Below are 26,206 nucleotides of genomic sequence, written 5' to 3'. Positions count from 1 at the left end.
GGTTACTTGCCGTCTTTACCCACGTGCAGAATGGCCAGGAACGCTTCTTGCGGCAACTCAACGTTACCGACCTGCTTCATGCGTTTCTTACCGTCTTTTTGTTTCTGCAACAGCTTCTTCTTACGGCTGACGTCACCGCCATAGCATTTTGCCAGAACGTTTTTACGCAGCTGTTTCACCGTTGAGCGCGCGATGATATGGGTACCGATCGCTGCCTGAATGGCAATATCGAACTGCTGACGCGGAATGAGCTCTTTCATCTTCTCCACCAGCTCACGACCACGGTACTGCGAGTTGTCGCGGTGGGTGATCAAAGCCAGTGCATCTACTCGCTCGTTGTTGATCAGCACGTCGACGCGCACCATGTCAGACGTCTGGAAACGTTTGAAATTGTAATCCAGCGACGCGTAACCGCGGGAGGTGGATTTCAGACGGTCGAAGAAATCGAGCACCACTTCCGCCATCGGGATTTCGTAGGTCAGCGCAACCTGGTTGCCGTGATAGACCATGTTGGTCTGTACACCGCGTTTTTCGATACACAGCGTGATTACGTTACCCAGGAATTCCTGCGGCATCAGCATGTGACACTCGGCGATCGGCTCGCGCAGCTCCATAATATTGTTCAGCGGCGGCAGCTTGGACGGGCTGTCGACGTAAATGGTTTCTTTGCCGGTGGTTTCAACTTCATAAACTACCGTTGGCGCAGTGGTAATCAGCTCCAGATCGTATTCACGTTCCAGACGCTCCTGGATGATCTCCATATGCAACAGGCCGAGGAAGCCACAGCGGAAACCGAAGCCCAGCGCAGTGGAGCTCTCTGGCTCATAGAACAGGGAAGCGTCGTTCAAGCTCAGTTTGCCCAGCGCGTCGCGGAAGGCTTCATAGTCGTCCGAGCTGATCGGGAACAGGCCTGCATAAACCTGTGGCTTCACTTTTTTGAAGCCTGGCAGCGCTTTATCCGCCGGTTGACGTGCCAGCGTCAGGGTATCGCCCACCGGCGCGCCCAAGATGTCTTTAATGGCACAAACCAGCCAGCCTACTTCGCCGCAGTTCAGCACGTCGCGATCGACGCGTTTCGGGGTAAAGATCCCGAGACGATCGGCGTTATAAGTTTGGCCGGTGCTCATCACCTTGATCTTGTCGCCCTTGCGCATCGTGCCGTTCTTGACGCGCACCAGGGAAACAACGCCCAGATAGTTGTCGAACCAGGAGTCGATGATCAATGCCTGCAGCGGCGCCTCGGGATCGCCTTCCGGCGGTGGGATGTCACGCACCAGGCGTTCGAGAACCTCTGGCACCCCAACGCCGGTTTTGGCCGAGCAGCGCACCGCATCGGTAGCATCGATGCCAACGATGTCTTCAATCTCCTGCGCGGCGCGATCGGGATCGGCGGCCGGCAAGTCAATTTTGTTCAGTACCGGCACCACTTCCAGATCCATATCCAGTGCGGTGTAACAGTTGGCCAGCGTCTGAGCTTCTACGCCCTGCCCGGCATCCACCACCAGCAGCGCGCCTTCGCAAGCGGCCAGCGAACGAGAAACCTCGTAGGAGAAGTCAACGTGCCCGGGGGTGTCGATAAAGTTGAGCTGATAGGTTTGACCGTCTGTCGCCTTGTAATCCAGCGTGACGCTCTGCGCTTTGATGGTGATGCCACGCTCGCGCTCAAGATCCATGGAATCAAGCACCTGCGCAGCCATTTCGCGCTCGCTCAAGCCACCGCAGATTTGGATAATACGGTCGGACAGCGTCGACTTACCGTGGTCAATATGGGCAATAATGGAGAAATTTCGTATATGCTTCATTATAAAAGTTTTTCTGCCTTGGTATTTCTGATTACTCGCCTATAGAAACCCGTACGGACCTAAAGCGACAGTGAATGGGTTCGGCCGTCTTCCGCCTGAATCGCTGCATTCTACATGCCACAACACTGAAAACCTAGCGATCGGTGCAGTGAAGGCATTCTATTATGCGCACTTTAGTGTTACACGGCGCTCCAGGTTGTGAAAGCAGATGTTAACAAAAGCCGAACAATGAAAAACCACTGCTTGCACCGCCGAATCCACGGAAATTATGTGCTGCGCATACATTCACTTTCGGCGCTAATACATAACCGCCGATAACGCAATAAACCCCTTCCTAAATAAGAAAAAAATAATATTGGGATCAACATCTTAGAATTGACTTTCTCCTCGCCGGCTTTCGGAAAATACCCATATACGCTCTTCGGAGCCTCCTATAGAAATGGGGCAGGACTCCGCGACAAAATATTATTCAGGGCTCTACATCGGCATGCCCACCGGAGTTCACCGGCATATCTCTGTACGTTGATTGGAAGGTGCGTAATGATCGATAAAGGGCAAATGCTGAGCCGGCACGATTTTTCTAAGGTCAATTGGGGCATTCTGGCAGCGGCATCGCTGCTGTTAACTGTCGGTGCGGCGCTGCTGTTGCTGCCGCTGCTGAGCAACATGGATGAAAATGCGGTATTGATCTTGCTGCAAACCGGCGCAGCTACTATTTTACTCGGCGGTACACTGCTGGCGCTGCGCCATTGCCTGCGGCCCACGCTGACTTATCGCCTGTACGAACACGGCGTTCGGGTGATTAATGACCATAGCCATAAAGAACGGTTTATCCCCTTTGAAAAAATTGGTGATATCTATCGTTTTCGCGGCGGGCGTTTTTTGGGCGGGCTGTTCAACGTGATGGCATTTCGTACCACTGCCGAACACCCTTGGTGCACGGTGTTCAGCAATCTGTCCCATTCCTGGCGGTTGGTCGATGTCATTATCAACCAACAAATCCAGCAGCGTGGACCGCAGGCGCTGAATGCGCTTTATCAGGGTGAGGTGCTGTCATTTAGCTATCTGAGTTGCAGTGCCCTCTGGCTGAACCATTTGCTACCGGGCAATCGCAAGAAGCAAACGCCCCAAACGCTGCAGCTGAGCGCTACGGCGCTGATCACGCCGCAGGAGAGTATCCCGATTGAGCAGATCCGCGCGCTGGAGAATAACACGCAGCGCGGCGTCATCCGGTTACTGGATAATCAGGGTAATGCGCTGTTTACGATAGGATATTTTTCTCTGCTCAGCGCCGATCTGTTTATGGCGCTGCTGGAGCATATGATCTACAACCGCATCCCCGCCTATCATAATCCGGCGATGACGCGGCAGCAGTTTTAACGCAGGGGCTCACTGTCCGTCTGCAGGCGCATAGCCCCAGGCGGCAAACCGATTTGCAGAACTATGGGTTGGTAATTCGCCTGCTCGCCGAGGCGGTGCGCCAGGCTACGCGCCAACAGAAAGGCCGCACCGCCGCCAAGCAGCGCGCCGAGCGCCGCAGAAGCATCGGTGCCCAGCCAGTATTGCAGCAGGCTCCCCCCCAGCATCATGCCCAGCAAAGGCGTCAGATAAACCAGCATAGCCGAACGCAGCAAGCTGCCCTCGGCAATCCCCACCTCGACCCTCTGGCCCGGCTCAAGCGGCTGCTCGATACGCACCTGCAGCTGATGTTCCGTTTCCGGCACCAGTTCGTTCAATGCGCGCGCGCCACAGCCCGACCGGGCAGTGCAACTGCCGCAGCCGGCTTTGGGTTCGCAGCGCAGCAACGCTACGCCTTGTTGCCACGAAACCACCGTGGCCCACTCTTTCATCATTGCGGTGACACCTTGAAGGAAATACTGTCAGCGATACGTTTGGCTGTCGCCGGCGGCAGTTCGCCAACGATAGTGATCTCGTTGCCGTTACGCACTTCAGTCTGAATAGTACGCCGCCCTTGGCGATAATACTGCTGGCCGGCGCCACTTCCCGCCGGGCTGACGTTGACCGAGAAACTGAACAGGCCATCGCTGTATAACCGCGTCTCGACGGGTTCGGTCACATTCGGCAGTTTGCGGCGGTTACGCGCCACCTCATTCACGCCTGCCGGCAACCAGCCAGTGCTCCAGCCCAGTTTGACGTTTTCGATCGCAGGAAGCGACAGCAACGGCGGCAGATTGGCCTTGATCAGCCCCTGCATCACGCCCTGCACTTCCGGCCCCACCACGAACGAAATAACCCGATATTGCTCCAGCGTTTCGCCATCGCGATCGAGTAAATCCACACGCAGCGGCAGCTTGGTATCCACATCCATCCAGACAATATAGCTGTAGCGCGAACCATCACGGGCAACCACACGAATCACCTCGCAAGGGCGATCGGAGATTCGGGTGCTGCCAACAGAGATAAAATCGTAATATTTCGCCAGACGGTCAAAATCGGCGTAAACGATAGCCGGCAACGCATCGACGATATGATCGCCGGACAACGTAAAGGGCTCCAGGCCTGGTTCAAAATAACTGATACCCTCACCACGCTGCAATACTTCACGGCGCGGGCCATCCATATGCAAAAGTTGACCCAGTGGCTGCTTGTCGATTACCGCATGGCGATAACGCAGCGACTCAATCCCCTGCTTGCTGATGCTGATATAGGCGAGTTCGTAATTGAGTGAACGGCTGGCACTGCTCATCTGTTGTAACAACGCCCCGGACGCAGTGGGCTGCGCCGGGGCGATGTTTGAGTAGAGCAGGCTGCCCGTCAATAGACAGACGGAGAACCAAAGTTGCTTCATTACTGCTGTTGCATTCCTAAAGACTGAGTTCCGGGAACCTGAACGGCAGCCTGTTGTGGGTTGCTTTGCTCAAGCTGCAATTGATCGGAATGCAAACGGCGTTGCAATTCATAATCCTGCAGCATGGCGTTAATACGTTTGCGCTGTTCCTGCACCTGCTGCTGTTGCCCGCTGCCGGTGGAGAAACTGTCTGCCGGCACGCCGAGGCTAACCGGGGACGCCTGCCCCATGATCGGCAGGGTGTTAAACGCCGGCGATTCAGCTGCGCCAGACTGCGCGGCCGGTTGATTGTATTGCTGTACGCCTACAATCACCGCCAGCGAAACACAGGCAGCCATGCCAATCTGAGTGATCTGGCTGGCCCAGGGACGCACTTTGTCCCAGAACGGCATTTTCTGCCAGGTGTGCGGTTGCGGCTGAGACTCCGGTACTGCAGAAGGAACCAGACGTGCAGGTTCTTTCTCAAGTGCAGCAGCAACACGATCTGCGATATCGAGATGCATTACTTGTCCGATATCACCCCGTAGTGTGTCACGTATCAGGTGATAGCTCTGCCAGGTTTGTTGAAGCGCCCTGTCATTAGACAATGAACTCAGCAGCTCAGTGTCGAGCGATTCCCCATCCATCAGAGCGGAAAGCTTTTCTTTCTGCATGCCTAAGTACCCTTCCTGTGTCCGCCATTGCTAACGTTGAATCAGCGGTTGAACTTTATTATCGATAGCCTCCCTGGCGCGGAAAATACGCGAACGTACGGTTCCTACCGGGCAATCCATGATGGCAGCTATCTCTTCGTAGCTTAGACCATCCAGCTCCCGCAGGGTAATCGCCATGCGAAGATCCTCGGGGAGAGACTCAATGGTACGGAAAACTATCTGTCTCAGCTCTTCTGACAACATTAAGTTCTCAGGGTTCGAAATTTCTTTCAGTGCGCCCGCACTTTCGTAATTTTCAGCATCGTTGGCATCCACATCGCTGGATGGCGGACGACGCCCCTGAGCAACCAGATAATTCTTTGCCGTGTTCACGGCAATTCGATACAACCAGGTATAGAAAGCGCTATCCCCACGGAATGATTCCAGTGCGCGATAGGCTTTAATGAACGACTCCTGCACCACATCGGGCACATCGCCCTGCGGTACATATCGGGAAACCAGGCTCGCAACCTTATGCTGGTAACGCACTACCAGTAAGTTAAACGATTTCTGATCGCCCTTTTGGACCCGCTCAACCAGAACTTGATCCGTTAACTGCTCGCTCATCCGAGGTAAATTCTCCCCAAATCCGTCTCCACGCGTAAAATTGTACTGCCAGCCATACATTATTTTCCTGAGCAAGCACTCGCTTGGAGTTCATACAGAACACGAAGTTCCGTATCGCCATTGTTTTTTCTGTTGATGTCATCCAATCCGTGGCTTTTGCCCGGACAATTAGGCTAACATGAATTTCACTCTTCTTCTGCACACATCATACGTTATGCAACCATCATCTGAACATGTTAGCGATGTCTTGATCGTCGGCAGCGGTGCTGCGGGCTTGTCACTGGCTCTGCGCCTGGCGCAGCATTGCAAGGTTACCGTACTCAGCAAGGGGCCGCTCAACGAAGGCGCCACATTTTATGCCCAAGGCGGGATCGCCGCGGTTTTCGATGAGACGGACAGCATTGCCTCACACGTTGATGACACTTTGATTGCCGGAGCCGGCCTGTGTGACAAGGATGCCGTTGAGTTCATCGCCGGCAATGCGCGCCACTGCGTGCAATGGCTGATCGATCAGGGCGTACTGTTCGACACCGAAGTCAATGCTCAGGGCGAGGAACATTACCACCTGACGCGTGAGGGAGGACACAGCCACCGCCGTATTCTGCATGCCGCCGACGCTACAGGTAAAGAAGTAGAGACCACCCTTGTAGGGAAAGCAAGCACCCACCCGAATATTTGCGTGATGGAACGCCGTAACGCGGTCGATCTGATCACCTCGAACAAAATCGGCCTGCCGGGTACCCGCCGCGTGGTCGGCGCCTATGTCTGGAACCGCGAGCTGGAGCAGGTGGAAACCTACCGCGCCAAAACGGTAGTGCTGGCCACCGGCGGGGCAGCCAAGGTGTATCAGTACACCACCAACCCGGACATCTCTTCCGGGGATGGTATCGCCATGGCCTGGCGTGCCGGCTGCCGGGTCGCCAACCTTGAATTCAACCAGTTTCATCCGACCTGCCTGTTCCACCCGCAGGCGCGCAATTTCCTGCTGACCGAAGCGTTGCGCGGCGAAGGAGCCTATCTGAAACGGCCGGACGGCAGCCGCTTTATGCCCGATTTTGACCCGCGGGGCGAACTGGCGCCTCGCGATATTGTAGCGCGCGCCATCGACCACGAAATGAAACGCCTGGGTGCGGACTGCATGTATCTGGATATCAGCCATAAACCGGCTGAATTCATTACCCAACACTTCCCGATGATCCATGAAAAATTGCTGACGCTGGGATTCGATCTGACAAAACAGCCGATCCCTATCGTGCCCGCCGCGCATTACACCTGCGGCGGCGTCATGGTCGATCAGCACGGTCGTACCGATCTGGACGGGCTTTACGCCATTGGCGAAGTCAGCTACACCGGTCTGCACGGCGCCAATCGCATGGCGTCCAACTCGCTGCTGGAATGCCTGGTCTACGGCTGGTCGGCAGCGGAGGACATCAAACTGCGCCTGCCGTTTATCAAGCTGGCAAAACAGTTGCCGCAGTGGGATGAAAGCCGTGTAGACGATGCGGATGAGCGGGTGGTGATTCAGCACAACTGGCATGAGCTGCGGCTGTTCATGTGGGACTACGTCGGGATCGTGCGCACCACCAAACGGCTGGAGCGCGCCCTGCGCCGTATCAATACGCTACAGGCCGAAATCGATGAGTACTACGCCAATTTCCGTATTTCCAACAATCTGCTGGAGCTGCGTAACCTGGTGCAGGTGGCGGAACTGATCGTCCGCAGCGCCATGGAGCGCAAAGAAAGCCGCGGGCTGCACTATACGCTGGACTATCCGGCTATGTTGCCGGAAGCGCTGCCGACCATACTGCAGCCTTGATTGACACCGCCGGGGCGCCCTGGCGGTTTCAGTAAAAAAGATAAAAATCGGTAATCAGGCGGCGGAAATCATCGGTGTAACTGCCGTCGGCCTGTTTAATCGCCAGGCTCTGCTCTGTTTTTTCTTCGGCCGGCTGACGCGTCAGCACCAACAACACCCGGTGCAGCGGCGTATCGGCACGGTCGCTGACGTTCAATCGCTGTGCAGTATGCCAGCCACGCCGTTGCGCATTGCTTTCAAATGCCTCACCAATATCATGCGGCAACACCACGCAAAAAGCGCCCCGCTCGGCGATCAGTTGCTCCGCGCTGACCAGCAAGGCGTCGTGGGTCAGGGTTTCGGTATAGCGTGCATTGTGGCGCGCCTGATCGCGGCAGGCGACCGCCGGCTCGAAATACGGCGGGTTGCTGACGATCAGATCATACTCACCCGCGTGATGCCGGGCAAAATGGTGAATATCCTGCGCATGTACCCGAATGCGCTGCGGCCACGGGGATTCCAGCACGTTGTCACGCGCTTGTTCGGCGGCGGCCTCGTCCAACTCAACCGCATCGATCAGTACGTTATCGGCCGATCTTTGCGCCAGCATCAGCGCAATAAGCCCGCTGCCGCTGCCGACATCCAGCACCCGCCGCGCCTGCGCCAGCGGTGCCCAGGCGCCGAGCAGCACGCCGTCGGTGCCCACTTTCATTGCGCAACGATCGTGAGCAACAAAAAATTGTTTGAAGGTAAAACCGCCGCGACGCGGGGTAAAATTTGCTTTCGATTGATTGCTCACAATAACCACCTGGATTCAAAACTGGCGTAGCATAAGGCAATCTGATTTGTGGGAAAAGAGCTGCTTTCCGCTTAAATAGGTGAAGAACGCGGCCAACCCGTCTATAATCGGCGCCCCAAGTAGAGGTAGACCATGACAGCAACCAATTTTTCCGAACTCGATCTCGATGAACGCCTGATAAAAGCCCTGCGCGATAAAGGCTACGAACGCCCGACCGCCATTCAAGCCGAGGCTATCCCACCTGCGATGGATGGGCGCGACGTATTGGGTTCGGCGCCAACCGGCACCGGCAAGACCGCCGCATTTTTGCTGCCGGTATTGCAGCATCTACTGGACTTCCCACGCAAGAAGTCCGGCCCACCGCGCGTACTGATCCTCACCCCGACGCGCGAACTGGCGATGCAGGTAGCCGACCAGGCACGTGAACTGGCTGCCCATACTTCGCTGGATATCGCCACCATTACCGGCGGCGTCGCCTATATGAACCACGCGGAAGTCTTCAGCGAAAACCAGGACGTGGTAGTCGCCACTACCGGTCGTCTGCTGCAGTACATCAAAGAAGAAAACTTCGACTGCCGCGCGGTAGAAACGCTGATCCTCGATGAAGCCGACCGCATGCTGGACATGGGCTTCGCGCAGGATATCGAAACCATCTCCGCGGAAACCCGCTGGCGCAACCAGACTTTGCTGTTCTCCGCGACGCTGGAAGGCGACGCCATCCGCGAATTCGCCGAGCGTATTCTGAAAGAACCGGTGGAAGTTGAAGCCGACCCTTCACGCCGCGAGCGCAAAAAAATCCTGCAGTGGTACTACCGTGCCGACGACGTGCAACATAAAACCGCCTTGCTGGTGCATTTGCTGCAACAGCCGGACGTGCTGAAATCCGTGATCTTCGTACGTAAACGCGAGCGCGTGCACGAGTTGGCGGCCTGGCTGCGCGAGGCAGGCATCAATACCTGCTACCTCGAAGGCGAAATGGTGCAGGCCAAACGCAACGAAGCGGTAAAACGCATGATGGACGGCCGCGTCAACGTGCTGGTCGCCACCGACGTCGCTGCCCGTGGTTTGGATATCCTGGATATCACCCACGTATTCAACTTCGACATGCCGCGTACTGCGGACACCTATCTGCACCGCATCGGCCGCACTGGCCGCGCAGGGCGCAAAGGTACCGCGATTTCGCTGGTTGAGGCGCACGACCACCTGCTGTTGGGCAAAGTGGGCCGTTATCTGAACGAACCGCTGAAAGCGCGAGTGATCGATGAGCTGCGGCCGTCAACCAAAGTGCCAAGCGAAAAGAGCAACGGCAAACCTTCGAAGAAGGTGCTGGCCAAACGTGCGGAAGACAAAGAAAAGAACAAAGAAAAAGCCAAGGTGAAGGTCCGTCATCGCGATGCGAAAAACGTTGGCAAACGCCGCCAGCCAAAGGCCAAGCCTGAGAGCAACGGCGCAAAGTAATGCTGCCGCCGTGAATAAAAAACGCCTTCACTCACCTGAAGGCGTTTTTTTATGCCTCCATTACGGCTGTGCGTAATGCGTCGCCTGGTGATGGGCTTTTAACCAGACATCCAGTTGCCGATAACGATCGCGCATCTCTTCACTCTGCAAGTGTGCAGGCGTCAGTGAGAAATAGAACTGGAAGGTCATGCCTTGCCGGTTACGGGCTTTGCCGTCCGCTCCCGCCTGCAGCAACATCAACGCCAACTGCGGCGCATTGATTTTCGCCGCCACGTGCAAAGGCGAGTCCCCCAGCCTATCGCTCAATGTGGTATCCGCCCCGGCTGCCAACAGCAACCGCAATTGCTCCTCACGCCCCGCCAGTACCGCGGCGGACAGCGGCGTCGCGTCGGTCACCGTATTGCGCAGGTTAACCGGCACGCCATGCGCCAGCAGCAGCCGTAAATACTGCGGATCCTGCACCGTTGCGGCGGTATGCAGCACGCTGTTACCCTCCAGCCCCGACACGGCGACATCAGCCCCCAGCGCCAGCAGCGAGCTCAGGCTTTGCGGTTGCTGCGAGAGAATCGCCCATTGAGGCAGCGTGACCTGGCGATCGCCCTGCTCACTCAAGCGCGGCTGTGTTGCCTGTTCGGCAATGCCCTGCGTATCACCGCGCATCACCGCCTGCGCCAACGCCTGATTGCCGCGCCCGTTGAACGGGGAAATAGACTGATTCATCTGTTGTTCCTTAGCCATAATCAGCAAACCGGCGACCGCTATCATCGCCAGCACGACGATAATCAACGTCTGCCGCACCCGACGCCTTTCAGGCATTGGCCTTCATCTCCCACGGTTTTTGCTCCACCATCGAACTGATGACCTTATCAATACCGTGTGCGGTCAAGCTGCGATCCACATGTTTACTCGGTCGCCAGTCGTCAATGCCGCTCAGGGTATCGTTATTGGCCAGGGTAATTTTATGCCCGATGGCATCCGGGATCAGCGAAGTGGATTCCTGTGTTCCGGTCAGCATGTCGTACTGTTCGCTGTAGCGGCGAATACCGCCAGCTTGCGCATCCTGCTTAGCCGCCGCCGGATCGATACCCATACGGTTTAATGTATAGTCAGAGACGCCCGCCGCGTTGAAAGTGACCGCCACCGTACCGGTCGCCAGTGCCGCCGTTGCCGCCAACCCGCCGCCGAGCGAATGGCCGGCAATCACCAGTGCTGCGCCAAACGCCGCCTTGGCGCCTTTAGCCACCGCGACTGCCTGATTGTACTGCACATCATCATAACCGGTCGCCTGCCGCACATTGCTGAGCCAATCGCGCATATCATTGGTGCCGGCAAAGGCCAGGACATACTGTTGGTTGTCGCTATAGATACCGGCCTGAAAACCCGACGCCGCATCGTGCAAACTGGCGGGGTCAATACCCGCGCCGAGCAAAGCGCTGTCGCTCAGGCGGTTGAATCCTTCCACACCCTGGCCGTTCAGGCTGTAAACGTCTTTAGCCAGCAACGCGAGCGTATAATCTCCCTGTTGTGGCTGCTGGCCGCGCGTGACTCCCTGAGGCGTCGCGGCCGGCGCAGCAGCCGACATATCACTCACCAAAGCGTTCAGCAGGTTGCGGGTATTCAGGTTATTCGGTGAAAGCGTGGCCGCAACGGCCCCGGCTGCCGGTGATTCAACGGGCTCCGGTGAACTCACCGGTTGCAGTGCCGCACGCGCTACAGGGGGGTTAATGGCCGCAGGGTTAACCGCAGAGGTAAAACTCAAAGACATACTCATGCCGACTCCTTGTCGATAGGCTTATCAATGCCGCACCCAATACGGGTGCCAGAGTAGCTATCGGCAGGTCGGAGCAGTTCTGTAATGCAGACGATTATCTTTGCGAGGAATGTGATCCGGATTCACTTTACTGGCTGGCGAGCAATAAAAAAGGGAGCCGAAGCTCCCTCAGTAACTGCGCAGGTAATTACAGGCTGGCAGTAAAGGTACGAGCGATCACGTCACGTTGCTGTTCTGGCGTCAACGAGTTGAAGCGCACCGCATAGCCGGACACGCGAATGGTCAACTGCGGGTATTTTTCCGGGTGCTTGACCGCATCTTCCAGCGTCTCGCGGCGCAGTACGTTCACGTTCAGGTGTTGGCCACCCTCTACACGCACGGTTGGCTGCATTTCCAGCGGCACTTCACGGTACTCGATCTGGCCCAGATCGTTGACCGGCACAACCTGATCTTCGACGTAGTTGGCTTTAGCGCAAACGCAGCGGGCTTCTGACGTTTCATCGTCCAGCAGCCAGAAAGAGTTCACCAACGCCTGGTCGTTCGCTTTAGTGATTTGAATACCAGTAATCATTTTGTTGCCTCCGTACAAGGACGAAAAATTCTCTTTCGTGAGAAAATTCAATTTTGGTTTCGGCCATTTGGTAAAACCATTGTTGTCTTATTGTTCTGTATACCAGTCTGGCCTGGGCAATTCTTTGATTAAAATCAATTTTCATAATGTACCCCTACATAACAAAGGGGCAAGTTTATGTTTTGTGTCAATTTTCTCTTTGCCGCCGAGAACAATTATTTTTGTAAATTTTAAAAAATCCTTGTGCCAAGATAGGTGGCTCAACGGCAAAAGCGGGTTTCACTGCGTGAAGCTAAACGGTAAGCTATGGCCAGTGAATTGTTAACGAAAACAAAGGAGAGCGTTTATGTCTACCTCCCTCACCTGGCATGACGTCATCGGCAAGGAAAAAGAGCAACCCTATTTTCATGAAACGCTTGCCTTTGTTGCCGCTGAACGCCAGGCCGGTAAGACCATTTATCCACCACAAAAAGACGTGTTCAATGCCTTCCGCTACACCGAACTGGCGGACGTCAAAGTGGTGATCCTCGGCCAGGATCCCTATCACGGTCCGAATCAGGCTCACGGCCTGTCTTTCTCGGTGCTGCCCGGCGTGCCGGCTCCCCCTTCGCTGGTGAACATGTATAAAGAATTGGCGACGGATATCCCGGGCTTTGAGCGGCCAAGCCACGGCTGCCTGCAAAGCTGGGCGGAACAGGGCGTACTGCTGCTGAACACGGTATTGACCGTTGAACGCGGCCAGGCGCATTCCCACGCCAAACTGGGTTGGGAAACCTTTACGGATAGAGTGATCGCCGCCCTGAACGACAACCGCGAAGGCGTGGTGTTTCTGCTGTGGGGCTCGCATGCCCAGAAGAAAGGCAACATTATCGACAGCAAGCGCCACCACGTGCTGAAAGCGCCGCATCCTTCGCCGCTCTCGGCCCACCGCGGCTTCCTCGGCTGTCGCCATTTCTCGCAGGCCAATCAACTGCTGGAACAACAGGGGCTGAAACCTATCGACTGGCTTCCGCAACTGCCGCAGGCATGACACAGACAGAGCCCAGGCGCAAAAAAGGCACCCGCAGGTGCCTTTTCCTTACTTAATTCCGCTTAAGCCTTGGCTTTGGAAACCGCAACCATCGCCGGGCGCAACAGGCGGCCATTCAGCGTATAACCTTTCTGCATCACCATCATTACATGGTTCGGCTGGTGATCGGCAGACTCCATCAGGCTCATCGCCTGGTGCACGTCCGGATTGAACGGCACGTTGATGTCGCCGACGATTTCGATACCGTACTTGCTCACTGCGTCTTGCAAGGATTTCAGCGTCAGTTCGATGCCTTCGATCATTGCCGTCAGTTCCGGATTGTTTTTATCCGCCAGATCCAGCGCGCGCTCCAGGTTATCGATCACCGGCAGCAAGTCGCCCGCGAATTTCTCCAGCGCAAATTTGTGCGCTTTTTCGATATCCAACTCGGTACGGCGGCGAACGTTTTCCATTTCCGCTTTGGCGCGCAGCAGGCTGTCGCGTTCATGCTGCTGGGATTCAGCCAGCTGAGCTTCCAGCTCGGCAATGCGTGCATCCCGCAGATCGACGCCCTCAGCCGCTTCCGGCAAGACTTCCTGCTGGTCCATTTCTTCCGAGACTTGCTCGTTTGGCGTCTTCTGTTCTTTACTACTCATGAATATCTCCGCGTTTTAGCATTAATCTCGCAACTTGGCTTATTATGGGGATCAAAACCGGGGTTTCAAGTCAACCGGTCACAATGTGGGGCATAAACTCGTCCCGGTGAGGAAAATCACAACAATGAATAAAAAATTCGCCTGTATTGGCATTGTGGGTCACCCGCGTCACCCTTCAGCGCTGGCAACGCATGAGATGTTGTTTCACTGGTTGGTCGCCCGAGGCTACTCGGTGATGCTCGAGCGGCAGATAGCCCAGGATTTGGGCTTGAAAGACGTCGTGACCGGCAGCCTGGCAGACATTGGCCAGAAAGCCGACCTGGCCGTGGTGGTCGGCGGCGACGGCAATATGCTCGGCGCAGCGCGCGTGTTGGCGCGTTACGATATCAAGGTGATCGGCGTCAACCGCGGTAATCTCGGCTTTTTGACCGATCTCGACCCCGACAACGCCCTGCAGCAATTGGCCGACGTGTTGGAAGGCGAATATATCGATGAACAGCGCTTCCTGCTGGAAACCATCGTGCACAAAGAGAACCAGCAGTGCCGAATCAGTACCGCCATCAACGAAGTGGTGCTGCACCCCGGTAAAGTGGCGCACATGATCGAATTCGAAGTGTATATCGACGATCGTTTCGCCTTTTCGCAGCGTTCCGACGGGCTGATTATCGCCACGCCGACTGGGTCAACCGCCTACTCGCTCTCCGCCGGCGGGCCGATCCTGACGCCTTCGCTGGAGGCCATTGCGCTGGTGCCTATGTTCCCGCACACCCTTTCCGCCCGCCCGCTGGTGATCAACGGCAACAGCACCATTCGACTGAAGTTTTCGCAGATCGGCAGCGATCTGGAAATCAGCTGCGACAGCCAGATCGCGCTGCCTATCCAGGAAGGCGAAGAGGTATTGATACGCCGCAGTGATTTCCATTTGAATCTTATTCATCCAAAGGACTACAGCTATTTCAATACGTTAAGCACAAAGCTCGGCTGGTCAAAAAAATTGTTCTAAAAACGTCGCCAGCTACTTTACTGTATATAAAACCAGTTTATACTGTATGAAACTACAGTTATGTGTTTATACACAGGAAGGTTCCCATGCTGGCGCAATTGACCATCAGCAATTTTGCTATCGTTCGTGAGTTGGAGATTGATTTTCAACCGGGTATGACGGCGATTACCGGTGAAACCGGCGCCGGCAAATCCATCGCCATCGACGCGCTGGGCCTGTGCCTCGGCAACCGCGCCGACGGCAATGTGGTGCGCCTGGGGGCCGCCCGTGCCGATATCTGCGCGCGCTTCTCGCTGGCGGATACTCCCTCAGCCCGCCAATGGCTTGAGCAGAACCAACTGGACGACAGCAATGAGTGCTTGCTGCGCCGGGTGATCAACGCAGATGGCCGCTCGCGCGGCTTTATCAATGGCACCGCCGTGCCGCTTTCGCAACTGCGCGAACTTGGCCAACGCCTGATTCAAATCCACGGCCAGCATGCTCATCAGCTGTTGCTCAAACCCGAGCATCAAAAACAGCTGCTGGACGCCTATGCAGATGAACCTGCCCTGTTGGCGCAAATGCAACAAGCTTACCAGCGCTGGCACCAAAGCTGCCGCGAACTGGCGCACCACCAACAACAGTCCCTCGAACGTGACGCGCGCAAACAGCTGCTGCAATACCAGTTGAAAGAGCTGAACGAATTCGCCCCGCAGACCGGTGAGTTCGAACAAACAGACGCGGAATACAAACGCCTGGCCAACAGCGGCCAGTTGCTGACCATTAGCCAGCAAACGCTGCAATTGCTGGCCGATGACGAAGAACACAACATGCTCAGCCAGCTCTACACCGCCAAACACTTGCTGGTCGAGCTGGTCGGCATGGATGAAAAACTGGGCGAACTGCTTAACATGCTGGAAGAAGCCTCAATCCAAATCAGCGAGGCCAGCGATGAACTGCGCCACTATGCCGATCGCATGGATCTCGATCCCAACCGCCTGCATGAATTGGAACAGCGCCTGTCGCGGCAAATCAACCTGGCGCGTAAGCATCACGTGGCACCAGAGGAACTGCCGCAGCTCCACCAGCAGTTGCTGGATGAACAACAGCTGCTATCGCAACAGGAAAGCGACCACGAGCACCTTAACGAAGCGGTCACCCTGCACCATCAGCAGGCGCTGGTTCTGGCGGAACAACTGCACCAGAAACGCCAGCATTACGCCGCCGAACTGACCACACTGATTACCGACAGCATGCAGGCGCTCTCCATGCCACACGGCAAATTCAACATCGATGTGCGCTTCGAACCCCAATATTTGAGCGCCGAAGGAGCAAGCCGCACCGAGTTCTGCGTGTCCACCAACCCGGGTCAACCACTGCAAGCGCTGGCTAAAGTGGCGTCCGGCGGCGAATTGTCACGCATTGCGTTGGCGATTCAGGTCATCACTGCGCGCAAGATGGAAACCCCGGCGCTGATTTTCGACGAAGTGGACGTGGGTATCAGCGGCCCGACCGCCGCCATCGTGGGCCGCCTGCTTCGCCAGTTGGGCGAGTCAACGCAGGTCATGTGCGTTACCCACCTGCCGCAGGTCGCGGGCTGTGGGCATCAGCATCTGTTTGTCAGCAAGCAGACCGACGGGACGGAAACCGAAACGCAGATGTCGCCGCTGGATAAACGTGCCCGTTTGCAGGAGTTGGCGCGCCTTCTTGGCGGCAGTGAAGTCACCCGCAACACATTGGCAAACGCAAAAGAACTGCTGGCCGCATAAAAAAGCTCAACTTTTTCACTTTTCCGAGGTCTGACTTTGGCGCTGTTTACCTGGCAGATTTCAAGTTGCGGCAAGGCGACACCCGCCCTATCCCCCAGACGCTTAGTCAGCTAAGTGGCTGGGGTGTGAGAGGGAAGCAATCGCAGCAGCAACTTGAAAGATGAAGGGTACACCCAATAGATTTCAATCTGTAGCAAGGCGGCAACCGAGAGAATCCTCAGGAGCTTATCCAACTAAGTGACTGGGGTGAGCGAGGGAAGGCAACGCTGCTACAACTTGAAAGATGAAGGGTATAAAGGTTTCCAACTGCTGCAAGGTCTATTATCATCGGCATCCTATGCCCTAAAGGAATGTGATTACTATGCGCTGTAAAACGCTGGCTGCTGCCGCTGTGGTTCTTGTGATGCTGACTGCAGGCTGTTCTACTTTTGAGAAGGTGGTTTATCGGCCTGACATCAACCAAGGGAACTACCTGACGTCGACCGACGTGGCTAAAATCCAAAAAGGTATGACCCAGCAACAGGTCGCTTATACATTGGGTACCCCAATGTTACAGGATCCGTTCGGTACTCAGACGTGGTTCTATGTATTCCGCCAGCAACCTGGCCATGAAGATATCACCCAGCAAACCCTGACGCTGACCTTTGATAGCGCGGGCGTGTTGACCGATATTCAGAACAAACCGGCACTGACCAAGTAATCAGCGCAGGAGCTATCGTCCGGCCCGTGAGGGGCGATTCAGGTTCTTCATGACAGTAACAGGCTGCAACTCGGAAGATAAAATTCTGATAAAAAACAAGGCGCATTCAGCGCCTTATTTTTTTGCTTTCTCTGCTCGTTGCCGGCGCAGTTCCTTAGGATCGGCAATCAGGGGGCGATAAATTTCTACCCGGTCGCCATCGTTTAGCACATCACCCAACTTGGCCGGGCGGCTGTAGATGCCCACTTTATTGCTTTGCAAGTCAATGTCACCACGCAGCTCCAGCAACCCGGAGGCCGTAATGGCCTGCTCAACGCTGCTGCCTTCCGCCAGCGTAACCTTGCGCAGATACTGACGCTCCGGCAAGGCGTAAACCACCTCCACCCGAATATCAGACACTGTAAACCTCTTTCGCCCGCTGGGTGAAGGCTTGCACCATATTACCGGCCAGCTCTTTGAACACCTTGCCGAACGCCAGCTCGATCAGTTTGTTGGTAAATTCAAAATCCAGGTGCAGCTCGACCTTACAGGCTTCCGGGCTCAGCGGCGTAAACTGCCAGCCCCCCATCAGCTTGCGGAATGGGCCATCAACCAGTTGCATATTGATGCTCTGGTTATCCTGCAGCGTGTTGCGCGTAGTGAAGGTTTTGCTGATACCGGCTTTGGCAACATCAACCGCGGCGGTCATTTGATTGTTGGACGCGTCAATCACCCGGCTGCCGGTGCAACCTGGCAGAAAATCGGGGTAAGAGTGAACATCGTTAACCAACTGATACATCTGCTCGGCGCTGAACGGCACTAACGCAGACCGACTGATCTGGGGCATATCATTTCCTGTGAGACACAAAACATACAGATAATACCATTTATCTATCGCCAAACAAAAAATCTGCTATGCAACGCGAGGGCCAAAAATGCGAAAAATTGCGCAGGTGCTGAGCGGTAAAGGATTTCTTTCGTCGAATCATCCAGTATAATGAACAAACTATGACAAAGAAAAAAGCACACAAACCCGGTTCCGCCACCATTGCGCAGAACAAGCGAGCGCGTTTCGAATACTTCATTGAAGAAGAGTTCGAGGCGGGCCTGTCGCTGCAAGGCTGGGAAGTAAAATCGCTGCGTGCCGGCAAAGCCAACATTAGCGACAGCTACGTGACCTTCCGCGATGGTGAAGCCTATTTGTTTGGGGCCACCGTCTCACCGCTCAACGTAGCCTCGTCACATGTGGTCTGCGATCCGACACGTACCCGTAAATTGCTGCTGAAAAAACGTGAGCTGGACTCACTGCTCGGCCGCGTAAACCGCGACGGCTACACCGTGGTTGCCTTGTCCATGTATTGGAAAAATGCCTGGGCCAAGATCAAAATCGGCGTAGCCAAAGGCAAGAAAGAACACGATAAACGCGATGACATCAAAGATCGTGAATGGCAGACGGCGAAATCCCGTATCATGAAGCATGCCAACCGATAAGCCTCTGGCTTAACGGGTTAAACTTCTGGTATACTGAACAAAGTTACTTGGGGCTGATTCTGGATTCGACGGGATTGTGAGGCCTTAGGAGCATGCCGAGGGGCGGTTGGCCTCGTTAAAAGCCGCAAAAAAAATAATTGCAAACGACTCGCAATTCGAATCTGCTGCTTTAGCAGCTTAATCAGCCTAAGAAACTGAAGATTCCCTCTCTCCCTAGCCTCCGCTCTTAGGACGGGGATCAAGAGAGGTCAAACCCAAAAGAGATCGCGTGGATGTCCTGCCTGGGGCTGAAGCGTTAAACCCAATCAGGCTAGTTTGTTAGTGGCGTGTCCATCCGCAGCTGACCGGCGAATGTAATGATTGGACTAAGCATGTAGTGCCGACGGTGTAGTAATTCCGGACGGGGGTTCAAATCCCCCCAGCTCCACCAAATAGGTCACCGGTGATACCAGATAGATCCGGCGATAATAGCGAGAAAGCCCGCAACTCAGTTGCGGGCTTTTTTGTGTCTGTAATACCCCGAGGGTATCCAGTTAACCTGGGATTTATGGGTCTACGTTGCGGAACAGGGGGCGCAGCTGGCCTTCCGCCTCGTGGCTTTCCGTTTCCGTGTCTTTCTTCCTTCGCGAGAGACTCCATCCCTTTTAAGACAGTCAGTTTGATAAAAACCAAGGCATATAGAATGTCGCTCATGTATGAGATTTACATGAACGACATTCATTTTAAACGGCTTTTCTTTCCGTTAAAAAATCAATTAATGTCTTCACTCTTTTGGTCTTGCCCGCATTTTTCGGGTAATAGAGATAAACGGCTGGGTATGTTTTCCAGTAACTCTCCATCACGGGAATAAATTTCTCTTTGTCGGGCTGCAACCTGTGAATGGGCTCGAACAGCCTTCCTATGCCCAGTCCGTTACGTATTCCATCGGCCATAACGTCAATATCGTTGCTGATTAACTGGCCAGGCATCTCAACGGTTAACTGCTCCCCTTTATGATCCAGAATCAGCGGAAGGATGCGGTTATTGGTGATGAATCGATAGCCGATAAGTTTGTGCTGATGGAGCTCTGCCGGCGTCGTGGGTGTACCGTACGCCTCCAGATAGGCCGATGAAGCATACAGCCCTTCCCTAAACGGCTTCATCAACTGGCGAGCCACCACTCCGCCTTCAAGAATATCGCCAAAGCGTATCCCCAGATCAAAGCGGTCATCAATAATATTGACGGTGCCGTCGTAAACCGAAATTTCAAGTTTAATGCCGGGATATTGCCGGCAAAAGGCCGCCATAGCCGGTTTAAGTATGAGCAGATAAGCGAAGCGGGAGAGCGTAATCCTGACCAGGCCGGAGGGTTCCTGGTTCTGGTCGCGGATGTTTTCCAACGACTTTTCAAGCGAGTCCACTGCCGCTACAGTTTGCTCCAACAGCTGTTGCCCAGCTTCCGTCAGTTCAATGCGCCGTGTCGTACGGACAAAAAGAGGGTGACCGATGTGTTGTTCAAGCAGCTTAAGCGCCTTACTGACGGAAGGAGGTGTGATCTCGAGCTTTCTGGCCGCAGCCGAAATATTGCCTTCCCGGGCAATGCTCTGAAAGATGCGTATCTGGTTGTAAATCACGTTATTCATCACGGCATCCGGAAGCAAATGGCCCACTGATTATTAACTACAGGCTAAATATCCTTAAGTCAATAAGAGCCTAATCTTATCAAAATCGCGAGCTTATACTTTTTCAGTGCCCCCTTCATCGTTAAGTTCAGGAGACTGAAATGCGAATTTTGTGTTTGGATATTCCCGCTTCCGGCGCCTCGCTGGAAAAATACGCTCCGCATCTGACTTCAGAAGTGTTGCATACCTGGGGTTTGTATAAATCCGGCAGCATCCGGGATATTTATTTTCGACAGGATCGACCCGGCGTAGCGATTTTTCTTGAATGTGACTCGGTGGAAAGCGCCCGGATGGTGATGGCCGATTTTCCGCTGGCAAAAGCCGGTCTGCTTACCTTCGAATGTATCCCTTTGGGGTCGTTTACCAATTGGGAACACCTGTTTGCCGGAGAGTTCAAAAATCGGCCAGAGGGGGAAATGATATGAAATCAGACCGCAACCCCGTGCTGTGCGTCGTCACCAGCCATCCGATAAAAGGCGTTTCCGGTGTGCCTACCGGTTTTTTCATGGCTGAGCTCACTCATCCCCTGAAAGTGCTGGAAGATGCGGGGATCCCAACAGTGATTGCCAGCATTCGTGGGGGCCAACCGCCGGTTGACGGTTTCGACCTAAGCGATCCCGTTAATGCCTGGTTCTGGAACGAGACCGATTTCCAGCATCGCCTCGCCACCACGCCACCTTTGTCTGAGCTGAACGGGGCCGATTATTCCGCGGTCTTTTTTGCCGGCGGGCACGGCACAATGTGGGACTACCGCGATAGCCCGGATGCGCAACGCATTATCAGGGAAGTATACGAAAGCGGTGGGATAGTGTCGGCAGTATGCCATGGCCCGGCCGCGCTTGTTGATGCAAAACTCAGCAATGGTGAATACCTGGTGAAAGGGAAGAACCTGGCAGCCTTCACCAATAAAGAGGAAGACGAAGTTCAGGGAACGGCTGTTGTCCCTTATTTGTTGGAAACAGCCCTGCGCGAGCACGGCGCACTCCATCATGAAGCACCCAACTGGTCTGAGAATGTGGTGACGGATGGTCGCCTGATCACCGGTCAGAATCCTGCCTCAGCGCACGGCGTGGGCGTGGCGTTGGTGGAGGCACTGCAAGTGCAGCGTTGAAATCAGTGTGTTCGCTCGGACGTCGCAATGTCCTCAAGACAGGACTCCGCGTTCTGGCAGGCATCGCCATTTCAAGCATTCTCCCTTGTTCTGCAGCTGTTTTCCTATGTCAAAAACACTGAGCGGAAATCAAACGCGATGAAAATCATATGCCTTGAAGAACATACTCTGGACAAAGCGCTGGTTATGGCATCCATGCCGACTGCACTTGAGCAGGCGCCGTTTCTGAGCGACTGGGGAAAAACGATAACTGACGGCAATCTTCCCGACCGAAGCCGCCCCCAAATTGAAAAGAACGATCTGATTAACATCAAGGGCGCAGACCTAGGTCGCGGGCGTCTGGACGATATGGACAAGGCCGGTATCACCATGCAGGTTCTTTCGGTTGGAGGATTTCCACACCTGACATCGGCTTCTGAGGGGGTGGATCTAAACCGCGCGGCTAACGACCGCCTAGCCAACGCGGTTAACGCTCATCCAGACCGTTTTGCCGCATTCGCCACGCTTCCATGGACTCAGCCCGATTCGGCCGAAAAAGAACTTGAGCGAGCGGTCGAAGAGTTGGGTTTTAAAGGCGCTCTGCTAAACGGCAGGCCATCAACCCATTTTCTCGACCATCCGGATTACGACGGGCTGTTGGCCCGCTTTAACGCTCTTGGCGTCCCGCTTTATCTCCATCCAGGGCTTCCCGTTCGCGGCGTACAACAGGCTTATTACAGCGGCTTCAGTGATGAAGTTACCGCCAGGCTATCGATGTTTGGTTGGGGCTGGCATCACGAAGCGGGCATTCATCTGCTGCGTTTAATCCTGTCCGGGGCCTTTGATAAATATCCGAATCTGCAGGTCATAAGCGGCCACTGGGGAGAGATGCTGCCATTCTGGTTACAGCGTTTGGACGATAGCCTCCCCCAGGCCGCTACGGGGTTACGACGCACCATTACGCAAACCTTTAAGGAACAGGTGTATGTGACCCCCTCCGGAATGCTGACGCTGCCGCATTTTCAGTTTATCTATGCGCTGTTGGGGGCCGAGCGGATTCTTTTTTCTGTTGATTATCCCTACCAGACACTGGATGGCGTGAAGGCATTTATCCAAAGTTTGCCTGTTCCTGAAGAGGCGAAAGAAGCGATAGCCTTCCGTAACGCTGAGCGGTTACTCGGATTAACGTCTTGATAAAACAGGCTTTGCGAAAGCATTGAGTCAATCAGGGTAATTATTAGCTTTTGGCTAAAAGTGATTGAGCCATTAATACTCTAAAAAACAGAATACGGTCAATCTATACTGGAGACCTATTAAACAATTAATTTTTAAGCTATTGAAAATGAAAAATATCCTGATTATTTCCGGACATCCGAATCTTAACGAGTCAATCGGTAACGCGACGATCCTGGATGAGATAACCCTGGCATTGCCGGAGGCTGAAATTCGCCGTCTGGATTGGCTCTATCCGGACAACAAAATCAATGTAAAAGCAGAGCAGGAGAGCCTGCTGAAAGCCGATGTGATCGTCTGGCAATTTCCCTTCTCCTGGTATTCGCTTCCGGGCGTAATGAAATTATGGCTGGATGAGGTTTTTGTGCACGGGTTCGCACATGGTTCAACGGCAAAACTTGGCGGTAAAAAACTTATTCTTTCGTTTACCACCGGCGCACAGCAAGCGCTTTATTCATCGGAAGGATTTTTTGGCCATAGCCTTGAAAATTACCTTACCCAGTTTGAAACCACCGCCAGGCTTTGCAATCTCGATTTGCAAATGCCGGTGTATACCTGTGGCATCAGTTATGCCGACAGGGATGAAAATAAAATAGCGCAACAGAAAATAATGGCCAAAGAGCATGCCTCACGACTGATCGCGCTGTTGAAATCCTTATCCCCAGAATTGAAACTGGCCGTATAAAATAAAGGCATCCTGTGAAAAATATCATAACCATGACGCTCTGCCTGCTGGTGGGCAGCCCCACATTTGCAGCCGGCTCAACTCTGCGGGATAAAACCGTTATGAACATTTTCGAGCTTGGTATCAAGACGGGGAAAAGCCAGCAGTATGATGAAGTCGCCAGCAGCACTATTTCCTCTTCCGTTGAGACTGAAAGTGGCACCCTGGCCATGTACTCACTCAAACGCAAGGATGATCTCAATCAGGCGTACATGATTGAGATCTACGCCAGAAAGGAGGCCTATAAAAAACATTTGGATTCAGAGCAGTACAAGGCGTTTATTGAGCGTGCTCCTGAAATCATAGATAAAAAAAGCAAAACAGATGTCACCCCGCAATTCCTTGGCGATAAGCGAATAGTACAAAACGAGAGAACGATAAATAACCTGGTTATTGTCGATGTAAAACCCGAACACCAACAGGCCTTCAAAAATATCGTCCTCGCGGAAATGTCTGACTCCCTGAAAATTGAAGATGGCGTTTTGGCCATGTATGCCGCAACCGATGCGAAAAATGAAAATCGCTGGTACTTCTATGAAATTTACACCAGCGAAGCTGATTATCAACGGCACCGGCAGACGCCCCACTTCCGGGGGTATATAGAGCAAACGTCAGAAATGACAACCGGGAAGGAATCAATCCCTGTCGTGCCCGTTTTTCTCAGAAATAAAGGCGCCATGCCGTTTGGTGATTAGCACCTGAGCTTCAGTCGATTGGATGATCAATGAGGTTTGCAATGAAAGAGGTTATTGCCGCTGCAGTGATGTCGCTTGTACTTGCAGATTTCGCGAATGCAGAAGAAAAAAGAGGTGAAGCTATGTTGAAAATTAATCCGTCGGGCCTTTCAGTTGCCGATATCCAATCCGTTTCTCCGGCCCTGGCCCGCTTCGGTAGCGAAGCCATTACGGACGACCTCTGGAAACGCGACGAGCTTTCGCAACGTGATCGCAGCATCGTTACCCTGGCCATTCTGATTGCCAGGAACCAGCCCACCGAGCTGAAGCATTATGTCGGGGTTGCTCTCGACAGTGGCGTCACGCCGGCCGAAGTATCGGAGATTATCACGCACCTTGCGTTCTATTCCGGATGGCCAAGCGCGATGTCGGCTATCGCGGTAACTAAAGGTGTTTTTCAGGAGCGTGGCGTCACTGCAGAACAGTTAGCCGAAGCCTCCCCTGCACTTCTGCCGCTTAATCAGGATGCCGAACGGCAGCGTTCAGAAACGGTGGAAAAAAATGTCGCGCCAATTTCCCCCGGGCTGGTGAAATTCACCACCGCCCCTCTCTTTCTCGATCTTTGGCAGAGGCCGGCGCTTAAGCCCCGGGACAGGAGTCTGGTGACGGTAAGCGCGCTGATAGCATCGGGGCAGAGCGCGCAAATTGGTTACCACCTTAACCGGGCCATGGATAATGGATTGACCGCCGAGGAAGCGGGTGAAGTCGTGACCCATTGCGCTTTCTATGCCGGCTGGCCAAACGCCTTTTCGGCAGCACCCGTGGTCGGTGAAGTGCTACGCACCCGATAAAGGATGGAACGCCCTGGATTAGCGGTGCAAAAAGAGCCCAACGAATGGTGCCAGAAACTGTCATCACGGCGTTATAGGATGTCTCCGCAAGTAGAGAAGAGGCATCCAAATCGCACTCAACGCCTTCTGTCTTTCAGAAGGATTTGCAACCTACCTCGACCAGAACCGCTCAAACCTCGGTGAAGCAAATGAAACGTATTCAGTACGACAGTTATGGTGGCCCGGAGTTAATGCGGGTCGCTGATGTTGAATTACCCGCGCCCGGTAACGATGAAGTGGCCGTGCGAGTCGGGTTCGCGGCAATCAACCCCATCGATTGGAAGCTGCGCAACGGACTGATGAAGATCGTCACCGGCAGACGTTTTCCTCGTGCCATGGGAATGGATTTTTCCGGTATCGTCACGTCCATTGGCCCAGGTGTCTCGCGCTTTAGGGTAGGCGACGCCGTCTTCGGACTCGCTCGCTTCAAGGAAAGCGGTGCGCTTGGCCAGTCGGTGATAACGAAAGAAAACTTCCTGACCAGGAAGCCCGAGAGTATCTCCTTCGAGGATGCTGCCTGTCTGGGCACTCCGGGCGTTACGGCATGGAACGGACTGATCGACAAGGCCAAACTGCAAGCGGGCCAGCACGTCTTCATTAATGGCTGTGCCGGAGCGGTAGGTGAAGCGTCCGTGCAGATCGCACGGCTTTTCGGTGCGATCGTTTCCGGAAGTTGCAGCTCCCGAGATATGGAGCGCGCTAAATCACTTGGCGTACAGACGGTCTATGACTACCGTGAGACGGATGTGTCGTCCATATCCACGCGCTTCGATGTGGTATACGACACTGCTGCGACAATGACCGTATCTGCCGGCGTGGCTATGCTACGCCGCGGGGGCGTGTTCCTTGATCTCAACCCCGACCTGGGCAAGTTCCTTCGGGCTGTCTTCGATCGACGGTTGAAGCCTGTCATTGGTTCGCCGCGAGCCGATATCCTGGAAAAGCTTGCCAGTGCCGCTAAAGAGGGCAAGTTCCAAATAGCGATTGGCGAAATCGTTGGTCTGGAGGGTGCGATTAAACTGATCACCGAGCTTGAAAAAGGCCGCAAGCTCGGCGGTAAAGGCATTGTGGCGATGGAGTAAGC

28 protein-coding genes and 1 other RNA gene are annotated in these 26,206 nt (G+C 54.4%); 16 read left to right on the top strand and 13 right to left on the bottom strand.

All coding sequences use genetic code 11. The features are described 5' to 3' along the window. Nucleotides 1–2: 2 nt before the first annotated feature. Nucleotides 3–1,802: a translation elongation factor 4 gene (gene lepA / locus QZQ97_RS16575; protein ID WP_311994341.1), complete on the bottom strand. Its 1,800-nt coding sequence runs from the start codon at nt 1,800–1,802 to the stop codon at nt 3–5. A 540-nt stretch (nt 1,803–2,342) separates the two neighbouring features. Here lepA and QZQ97_RS16570 point away from each other — a divergent pair. After that, nucleotides 2,343–3,182, top strand: a complete 840-nt coding sequence (locus QZQ97_RS16570) for a hypothetical protein (RefSeq protein ID WP_311994340.1) — start codon at nt 2,343–2,345, stop codon at nt 3,180–3,182. Here QZQ97_RS16570 and rseC read toward each other — a convergent pair. Genes rseC through rpoE form a run of 4 tightly spaced genes read right to left on the bottom strand, consistent with a single transcriptional unit; the run spans nt 3,179 to nt 5,870 of the window. Beyond that, a complete protein-coding gene (gene rseC / locus QZQ97_RS16565) occupies nt 3,179–3,655 on the bottom strand; it encodes a SoxR-reducing system protein RseC (protein ID WP_311994339.1) in 477 nt (158 codons plus the stop codon). The genes QZQ97_RS16570 and rseC overlap by 4 nt on opposite strands. Beyond that, nucleotides 3,652–4,611 carry a sigma-E factor regulatory protein RseB gene (gene rseB, locus QZQ97_RS16560; protein WP_311994338.1) on the bottom strand — a complete coding sequence of 320 codons (960 nt, stop codon included), beginning with the start codon at nt 4,609–4,611 and terminating at the stop codon, nt 3,652–3,654. Before rseB ends, rseC begins: the two co-directional genes overlap by 4 nt. Further along, nucleotides 4,611–5,264 (bottom strand): anti-sigma-E factor RseA, encoded by a 654-nt coding sequence (gene rseA, locus QZQ97_RS16555; protein WP_006318469.1) that lies wholly within the window; start codon nt 5,262–5,264, stop codon nt 4,611–4,613. Before rseA ends, rseB begins: the two co-directional genes overlap by 1 nt. Nucleotides 5,265–5,294: 30 nt before the next feature. Beyond that, complete coding sequence (gene rpoE / locus QZQ97_RS16550; RefSeq protein ID WP_004929136.1) at nt 5,295–5,870, bottom strand: RNA polymerase sigma factor RpoE; 576 nt, start codon at nt 5,868–5,870, stop codon at nt 5,295–5,297. 214 nt (nt 5,871–6,084) lie between these two features. Between rpoE and nadB the strand changes: the two genes are divergently transcribed. Further along, nucleotides 6,085–7,686 (top strand): L-aspartate oxidase, encoded by a 1,602-nt coding sequence (gene nadB / locus QZQ97_RS16545; RefSeq protein ID WP_311994337.1) that lies wholly within the window; start codon nt 6,085–6,087, stop codon nt 7,684–7,686. A 28-nt stretch (nt 7,687–7,714) separates the two neighbouring features. Here the strand turns inward: nadB and trmN are convergent, their stop codons facing one another. After that, nucleotides 7,715–8,464: a tRNA(1)(Val) (adenine(37)-N(6))-methyltransferase TrmN gene (gene trmN, locus QZQ97_RS16540; RefSeq protein ID WP_311994336.1), complete on the bottom strand. Its 750-nt coding sequence runs from the start codon at nt 8,462–8,464 to the stop codon at nt 7,715–7,717. 132 nt (nt 8,465–8,596) lie between these two features. Here trmN and srmB point away from each other — a divergent pair, with 132 nt between their 5' ends. Further along, on the top strand, nt 8,597–9,922 hold the full coding sequence (gene srmB, locus QZQ97_RS16535; protein ID WP_126484674.1) for an ATP-dependent RNA helicase SrmB: 1,326 nt from the start codon (nt 8,597–8,599) through the stop codon (nt 9,920–9,922). A gap of 60 nt (nt 9,923–9,982) precedes the next feature. On the opposite strand, the gene QZQ97_RS16530 is transcribed toward srmB, so the two are convergent. From QZQ97_RS16530 to grcA, 3 genes are all read right to left on the bottom strand, one after another. Then, a complete protein-coding gene (locus tag QZQ97_RS16530; RefSeq protein WP_311994335.1) occupies nt 9,983–10,738 on the bottom strand; it encodes an ankyrin repeat domain-containing protein in 756 nt (251 codons plus the stop codon). Continuing rightward, nucleotides 10,731–11,693, bottom strand: coding sequence for a phospholipase (locus QZQ97_RS16525; RefSeq protein ID WP_311994334.1), 963 nt, complete (start codon nt 11,691–11,693; stop codon nt 10,731–10,733). The genes QZQ97_RS16530 and QZQ97_RS16525 overlap by 8 nt, the downstream gene beginning before the upstream one ends. Nucleotides 11,694–11,880: 187 nt before the next feature. After that, a complete protein-coding gene (grcA, locus tag QZQ97_RS16520; protein ID WP_004953623.1) occupies nt 11,881–12,264 on the bottom strand; it encodes an autonomous glycyl radical cofactor GrcA in 384 nt (127 codons plus the stop codon). 346 nt (nt 12,265–12,610) lie between these two features. Here grcA and ung point away from each other — a divergent pair, with 346 nt between their 5' ends. Then, nucleotides 12,611–13,294: a uracil-DNA glycosylase gene (gene ung, locus QZQ97_RS16515; RefSeq protein ID WP_013814190.1), complete on the top strand. Its 684-nt coding sequence runs from the start codon at nt 12,611–12,613 to the stop codon at nt 13,292–13,294. Between the two features lie 62 nt (nt 13,295–13,356). Here ung and grpE read toward each other — a convergent pair whose 3' ends face one another. Further along, nucleotides 13,357–13,929: a nucleotide exchange factor GrpE gene (grpE, locus tag QZQ97_RS16510; RefSeq protein ID WP_311994333.1), complete on the bottom strand. Its 573-nt coding sequence runs from the start codon at nt 13,927–13,929 to the stop codon at nt 13,357–13,359. 124 nt (nt 13,930–14,053) lie between these two features. On the opposite strand from grpE, the gene nadK reads away from it, so the two are divergent. The 3 genes from nadK (at nt 14,054) to bamE (ending at nt 17,380) form a co-directional block, all read left to right on the top strand. Continuing rightward, nucleotides 14,054–14,932: an NAD(+) kinase gene (gene nadK / locus QZQ97_RS16505; RefSeq protein ID WP_004953629.1), complete on the top strand. Its 879-nt coding sequence runs from the start codon at nt 14,054–14,056 to the stop codon at nt 14,930–14,932. A gap of 86 nt (nt 14,933–15,018) precedes the next feature. Beyond that, nucleotides 15,019–16,680, top strand: a complete 1,662-nt coding sequence (recN, locus tag QZQ97_RS16500) for a DNA repair protein RecN (protein ID WP_311994332.1) — start codon at nt 15,019–15,021, stop codon at nt 16,678–16,680. Nucleotides 16,681–17,041: 361 nt separating this feature from the next. Then, nucleotides 17,042–17,380, top strand: a complete 339-nt coding sequence (gene bamE, locus QZQ97_RS16495; protein WP_004953634.1) for an outer membrane protein assembly factor BamE — start codon at nt 17,042–17,044, stop codon at nt 17,378–17,380. Nucleotides 17,381–17,494: 114 nt separating this feature from the next. On the opposite strand, the gene QZQ97_RS16490 is transcribed toward bamE, so the two are convergent. Continuing rightward, entirely contained in the window at nt 17,495–17,779 is a 285-nt protein-coding gene (locus QZQ97_RS16490) for an RnfH family protein (protein WP_006327391.1), read from the bottom strand. Next, nucleotides 17,772–18,206 (bottom strand): type II toxin-antitoxin system RatA family toxin, encoded by a 435-nt coding sequence (locus tag QZQ97_RS16485; RefSeq protein WP_004953639.1) that lies wholly within the window; start codon nt 18,204–18,206, stop codon nt 17,772–17,774. Before QZQ97_RS16485 ends, QZQ97_RS16490 begins: the two co-directional genes overlap by 8 nt. Before the next feature lie 161 nt (nt 18,207–18,367). Here QZQ97_RS16485 and smpB point away from each other — a divergent pair, with 161 nt between their 5' ends. Then, on the top strand, nt 18,368–18,850 hold the full coding sequence (gene smpB, locus QZQ97_RS16480; protein ID WP_004953643.1) for an SsrA-binding protein SmpB: 483 nt from the start codon (nt 18,368–18,370) through the stop codon (nt 18,848–18,850). A 49-nt stretch (nt 18,851–18,899) separates the two neighbouring features. Beyond that, nucleotides 18,900–19,280, top strand: a transfer-messenger RNA (tmRNA) gene (gene ssrA, locus QZQ97_RS16475). Nucleotides 19,281–19,572: 292 nt separating this feature from the next. On the opposite strand, the gene QZQ97_RS16470 is transcribed toward ssrA, so the two are convergent. Further along, nucleotides 19,573–20,472: a LysR family transcriptional regulator gene (locus QZQ97_RS16470; RefSeq protein ID WP_311994331.1), complete on the bottom strand. Its 900-nt coding sequence runs from the start codon at nt 20,470–20,472 to the stop codon at nt 19,573–19,575. 140 nt (nt 20,473–20,612) lie between these two features. On the opposite strand from QZQ97_RS16470, the gene QZQ97_RS16465 reads away from it, so the two are divergent. The 7 genes from QZQ97_RS16465 to QZQ97_RS16435 all read left to right on the top strand — a co-directional run bounded on the left by QZQ97_RS16465 (nt 20,613) and on the right by QZQ97_RS16435 (nt 26,204). Continuing rightward, on the top strand, nt 20,613–20,936 hold the full coding sequence (locus QZQ97_RS16465) for a superoxide dismutase (protein WP_311994330.1): 324 nt from the start codon (nt 20,613–20,615) through the stop codon (nt 20,934–20,936). Beyond that, entirely contained in the window at nt 20,933–21,622 is a 690-nt protein-coding gene (locus tag QZQ97_RS16460; RefSeq protein ID WP_311994329.1) for a type 1 glutamine amidotransferase domain-containing protein, read from the top strand. The genes QZQ97_RS16465 and QZQ97_RS16460 overlap by 4 nt, the downstream gene beginning before the upstream one ends. 138 nt (nt 21,623–21,760) lie before the next feature. Further along, nucleotides 21,761–22,795, top strand: coding sequence for an amidohydrolase family protein (locus QZQ97_RS16455; RefSeq protein WP_311994548.1), 1,035 nt, complete (start codon nt 21,761–21,763; stop codon nt 22,793–22,795). A gap of 148 nt (nt 22,796–22,943) precedes the next feature. Further along, the gene (locus tag QZQ97_RS16450; protein ID WP_311994328.1) at nt 22,944–23,519 is read left to right on the top strand and encodes an NAD(P)H-dependent oxidoreductase; all 576 of its coding nucleotides are present in this window, start codon (nt 22,944–22,946) and stop codon (nt 23,517–23,519) included. A gap of 14 nt (nt 23,520–23,533) precedes the next feature. Beyond that, nucleotides 23,534–24,253: a putative quinol monooxygenase gene (locus QZQ97_RS16445; protein WP_311994327.1), complete on the top strand. Its 720-nt coding sequence runs from the start codon at nt 23,534–23,536 to the stop codon at nt 24,251–24,253. Between the two features lie 41 nt (nt 24,254–24,294). Then, nucleotides 24,295–25,083: a carboxymuconolactone decarboxylase family protein gene (locus tag QZQ97_RS16440; protein WP_311994326.1), complete on the top strand. Its 789-nt coding sequence runs from the start codon at nt 24,295–24,297 to the stop codon at nt 25,081–25,083. 188 nt (nt 25,084–25,271) lie between these two features. Further along, on the top strand, nt 25,272–26,204 hold the full coding sequence (locus QZQ97_RS16435; RefSeq protein ID WP_311994325.1) for an NAD(P)-dependent alcohol dehydrogenase: 933 nt from the start codon (nt 25,272–25,274) through the stop codon (nt 26,202–26,204). The last annotated feature ends 2 nt before the right edge of the window (nt 26,205–26,206 follow it).

This window comes from Serratia sp. root2, assembly GCF_031931805.1.
Lineage (GTDB): Bacteria > Pseudomonadota > Gammaproteobacteria > Enterobacterales > Enterobacteriaceae > Serratia > Serratia inhibens.
Note: the sequence above shows the minus strand (reverse complement) of the source record. Positions and strands in the feature narration are given on the sequence as shown.

What these genes read in the sequence shown, in the direction of transcription:
- QZQ97_RS16455 (WP_311994548.1), top strand. Translation starts at nt 21,761, where the DNA reads ATGAAAATCATATGCCTTGAAGAACATACTCTGGACAAAGCGCTGGTT.
- QZQ97_RS16440 (WP_311994326.1), top strand. Translation starts at nt 24,295, where the DNA reads ATGAAAGAGGTTATTGCCGCTGCAGTGATGTCGCTTGTACTTGCAGAT.
- smpB (WP_004953643.1), top strand. Translation starts at nt 18,368, where the DNA reads ATGACAAAGAAAAAAGCACACAAACCCGGTTCCGCCACCATTGCGCAG.
- QZQ97_RS16570 (WP_311994340.1), top strand. Translation starts at nt 2,343, where the DNA reads ATGATCGATAAAGGGCAAATGCTGAGCCGGCACGATTTTTCTAAGGTC.
- grcA (WP_004953623.1), bottom strand. Translation starts at nt 12,264, where the DNA reads ATGATTACTGGTATTCAAATCACTAAAGCGAACGACCAGGCGTTGGTG.
- QZQ97_RS16470 (WP_311994331.1), bottom strand. Translation starts at nt 20,472, where the DNA reads ATGAATAACGTGATTTACAACCAGATACGCATCTTTCAGAGCATTGCC.
- rpoE (WP_004929136.1), bottom strand. Translation starts at nt 5,870, where the DNA reads ATGAGCGAGCAGTTAACGGATCAAGTTCTGGTTGAGCGGGTCCAAAAG.
- nadB (WP_311994337.1), top strand. Translation starts at nt 6,085, where the DNA reads ATGCAACCATCATCTGAACATGTTAGCGATGTCTTGATCGTCGGCAGC.
- bamE (WP_004953634.1), top strand. Translation starts at nt 17,042, where the DNA reads ATGCGCTGTAAAACGCTGGCTGCTGCCGCTGTGGTTCTTGTGATGCTG.
- rseA (WP_006318469.1), bottom strand. Translation starts at nt 5,264, where the DNA reads ATGCAGAAAGAAAAGCTTTCCGCTCTGATGGATGGGGAATCGCTCGAC.
- recN (WP_311994332.1), top strand. Translation starts at nt 15,019, where the DNA reads ATGCTGGCGCAATTGACCATCAGCAATTTTGCTATCGTTCGTGAGTTG.
- QZQ97_RS16530 (WP_311994335.1), bottom strand. Translation starts at nt 10,738, where the DNA reads ATGCCTGAAAGGCGTCGGGTGCGGCAGACGTTGATTATCGTCGTGCTG.
- ung (WP_013814190.1), top strand. Translation starts at nt 12,611, where the DNA reads ATGTCTACCTCCCTCACCTGGCATGACGTCATCGGCAAGGAAAAAGAG.
- lepA (WP_311994341.1), bottom strand. Translation starts at nt 1,802, where the DNA reads ATGAAGCATATACGAAATTTCTCCATTATTGCCCATATTGACCACGGT.
- nadK (WP_004953629.1), top strand. Translation starts at nt 14,054, where the DNA reads ATGAATAAAAAATTCGCCTGTATTGGCATTGTGGGTCACCCGCGTCAC.
- QZQ97_RS16525 (WP_311994334.1), bottom strand. Translation starts at nt 11,693, where the DNA reads ATGAGTATGTCTTTGAGTTTTACCTCTGCGGTTAACCCTGCGGCCATT.
- srmB (WP_126484674.1), top strand. Translation starts at nt 8,597, where the DNA reads ATGACAGCAACCAATTTTTCCGAACTCGATCTCGATGAACGCCTGATA.
- rseB (WP_311994338.1), bottom strand. Translation starts at nt 4,611, where the DNA reads ATGAAGCAACTTTGGTTCTCCGTCTGTCTATTGACGGGCAGCCTGCTC.
- rseC (WP_311994339.1), bottom strand. Translation starts at nt 3,655, where the DNA reads ATGATGAAAGAGTGGGCCACGGTGGTTTCGTGGCAACAAGGCGTAGCG.
- grpE (WP_311994333.1), bottom strand. Translation starts at nt 13,929, where the DNA reads ATGAGTAGTAAAGAACAGAAGACGCCAAACGAGCAAGTCTCGGAAGAA.
- QZQ97_RS16465 (WP_311994330.1), top strand. Translation starts at nt 20,613, where the DNA reads ATGCGAATTTTGTGTTTGGATATTCCCGCTTCCGGCGCCTCGCTGGAA.
- QZQ97_RS16450 (WP_311994328.1), top strand. Translation starts at nt 22,944, where the DNA reads ATGAAAAATATCCTGATTATTTCCGGACATCCGAATCTTAACGAGTCA.
- QZQ97_RS16435 (WP_311994325.1), top strand. Translation starts at nt 25,272, where the DNA reads ATGAAACGTATTCAGTACGACAGTTATGGTGGCCCGGAGTTAATGCGG.
- QZQ97_RS16485 (WP_004953639.1), bottom strand. Translation starts at nt 18,206, where the DNA reads ATGCCCCAGATCAGTCGGTCTGCGTTAGTGCCGTTCAGCGCCGAGCAG.
- QZQ97_RS16460 (WP_311994329.1), top strand. Translation starts at nt 20,933, where the DNA reads ATGAAATCAGACCGCAACCCCGTGCTGTGCGTCGTCACCAGCCATCCG.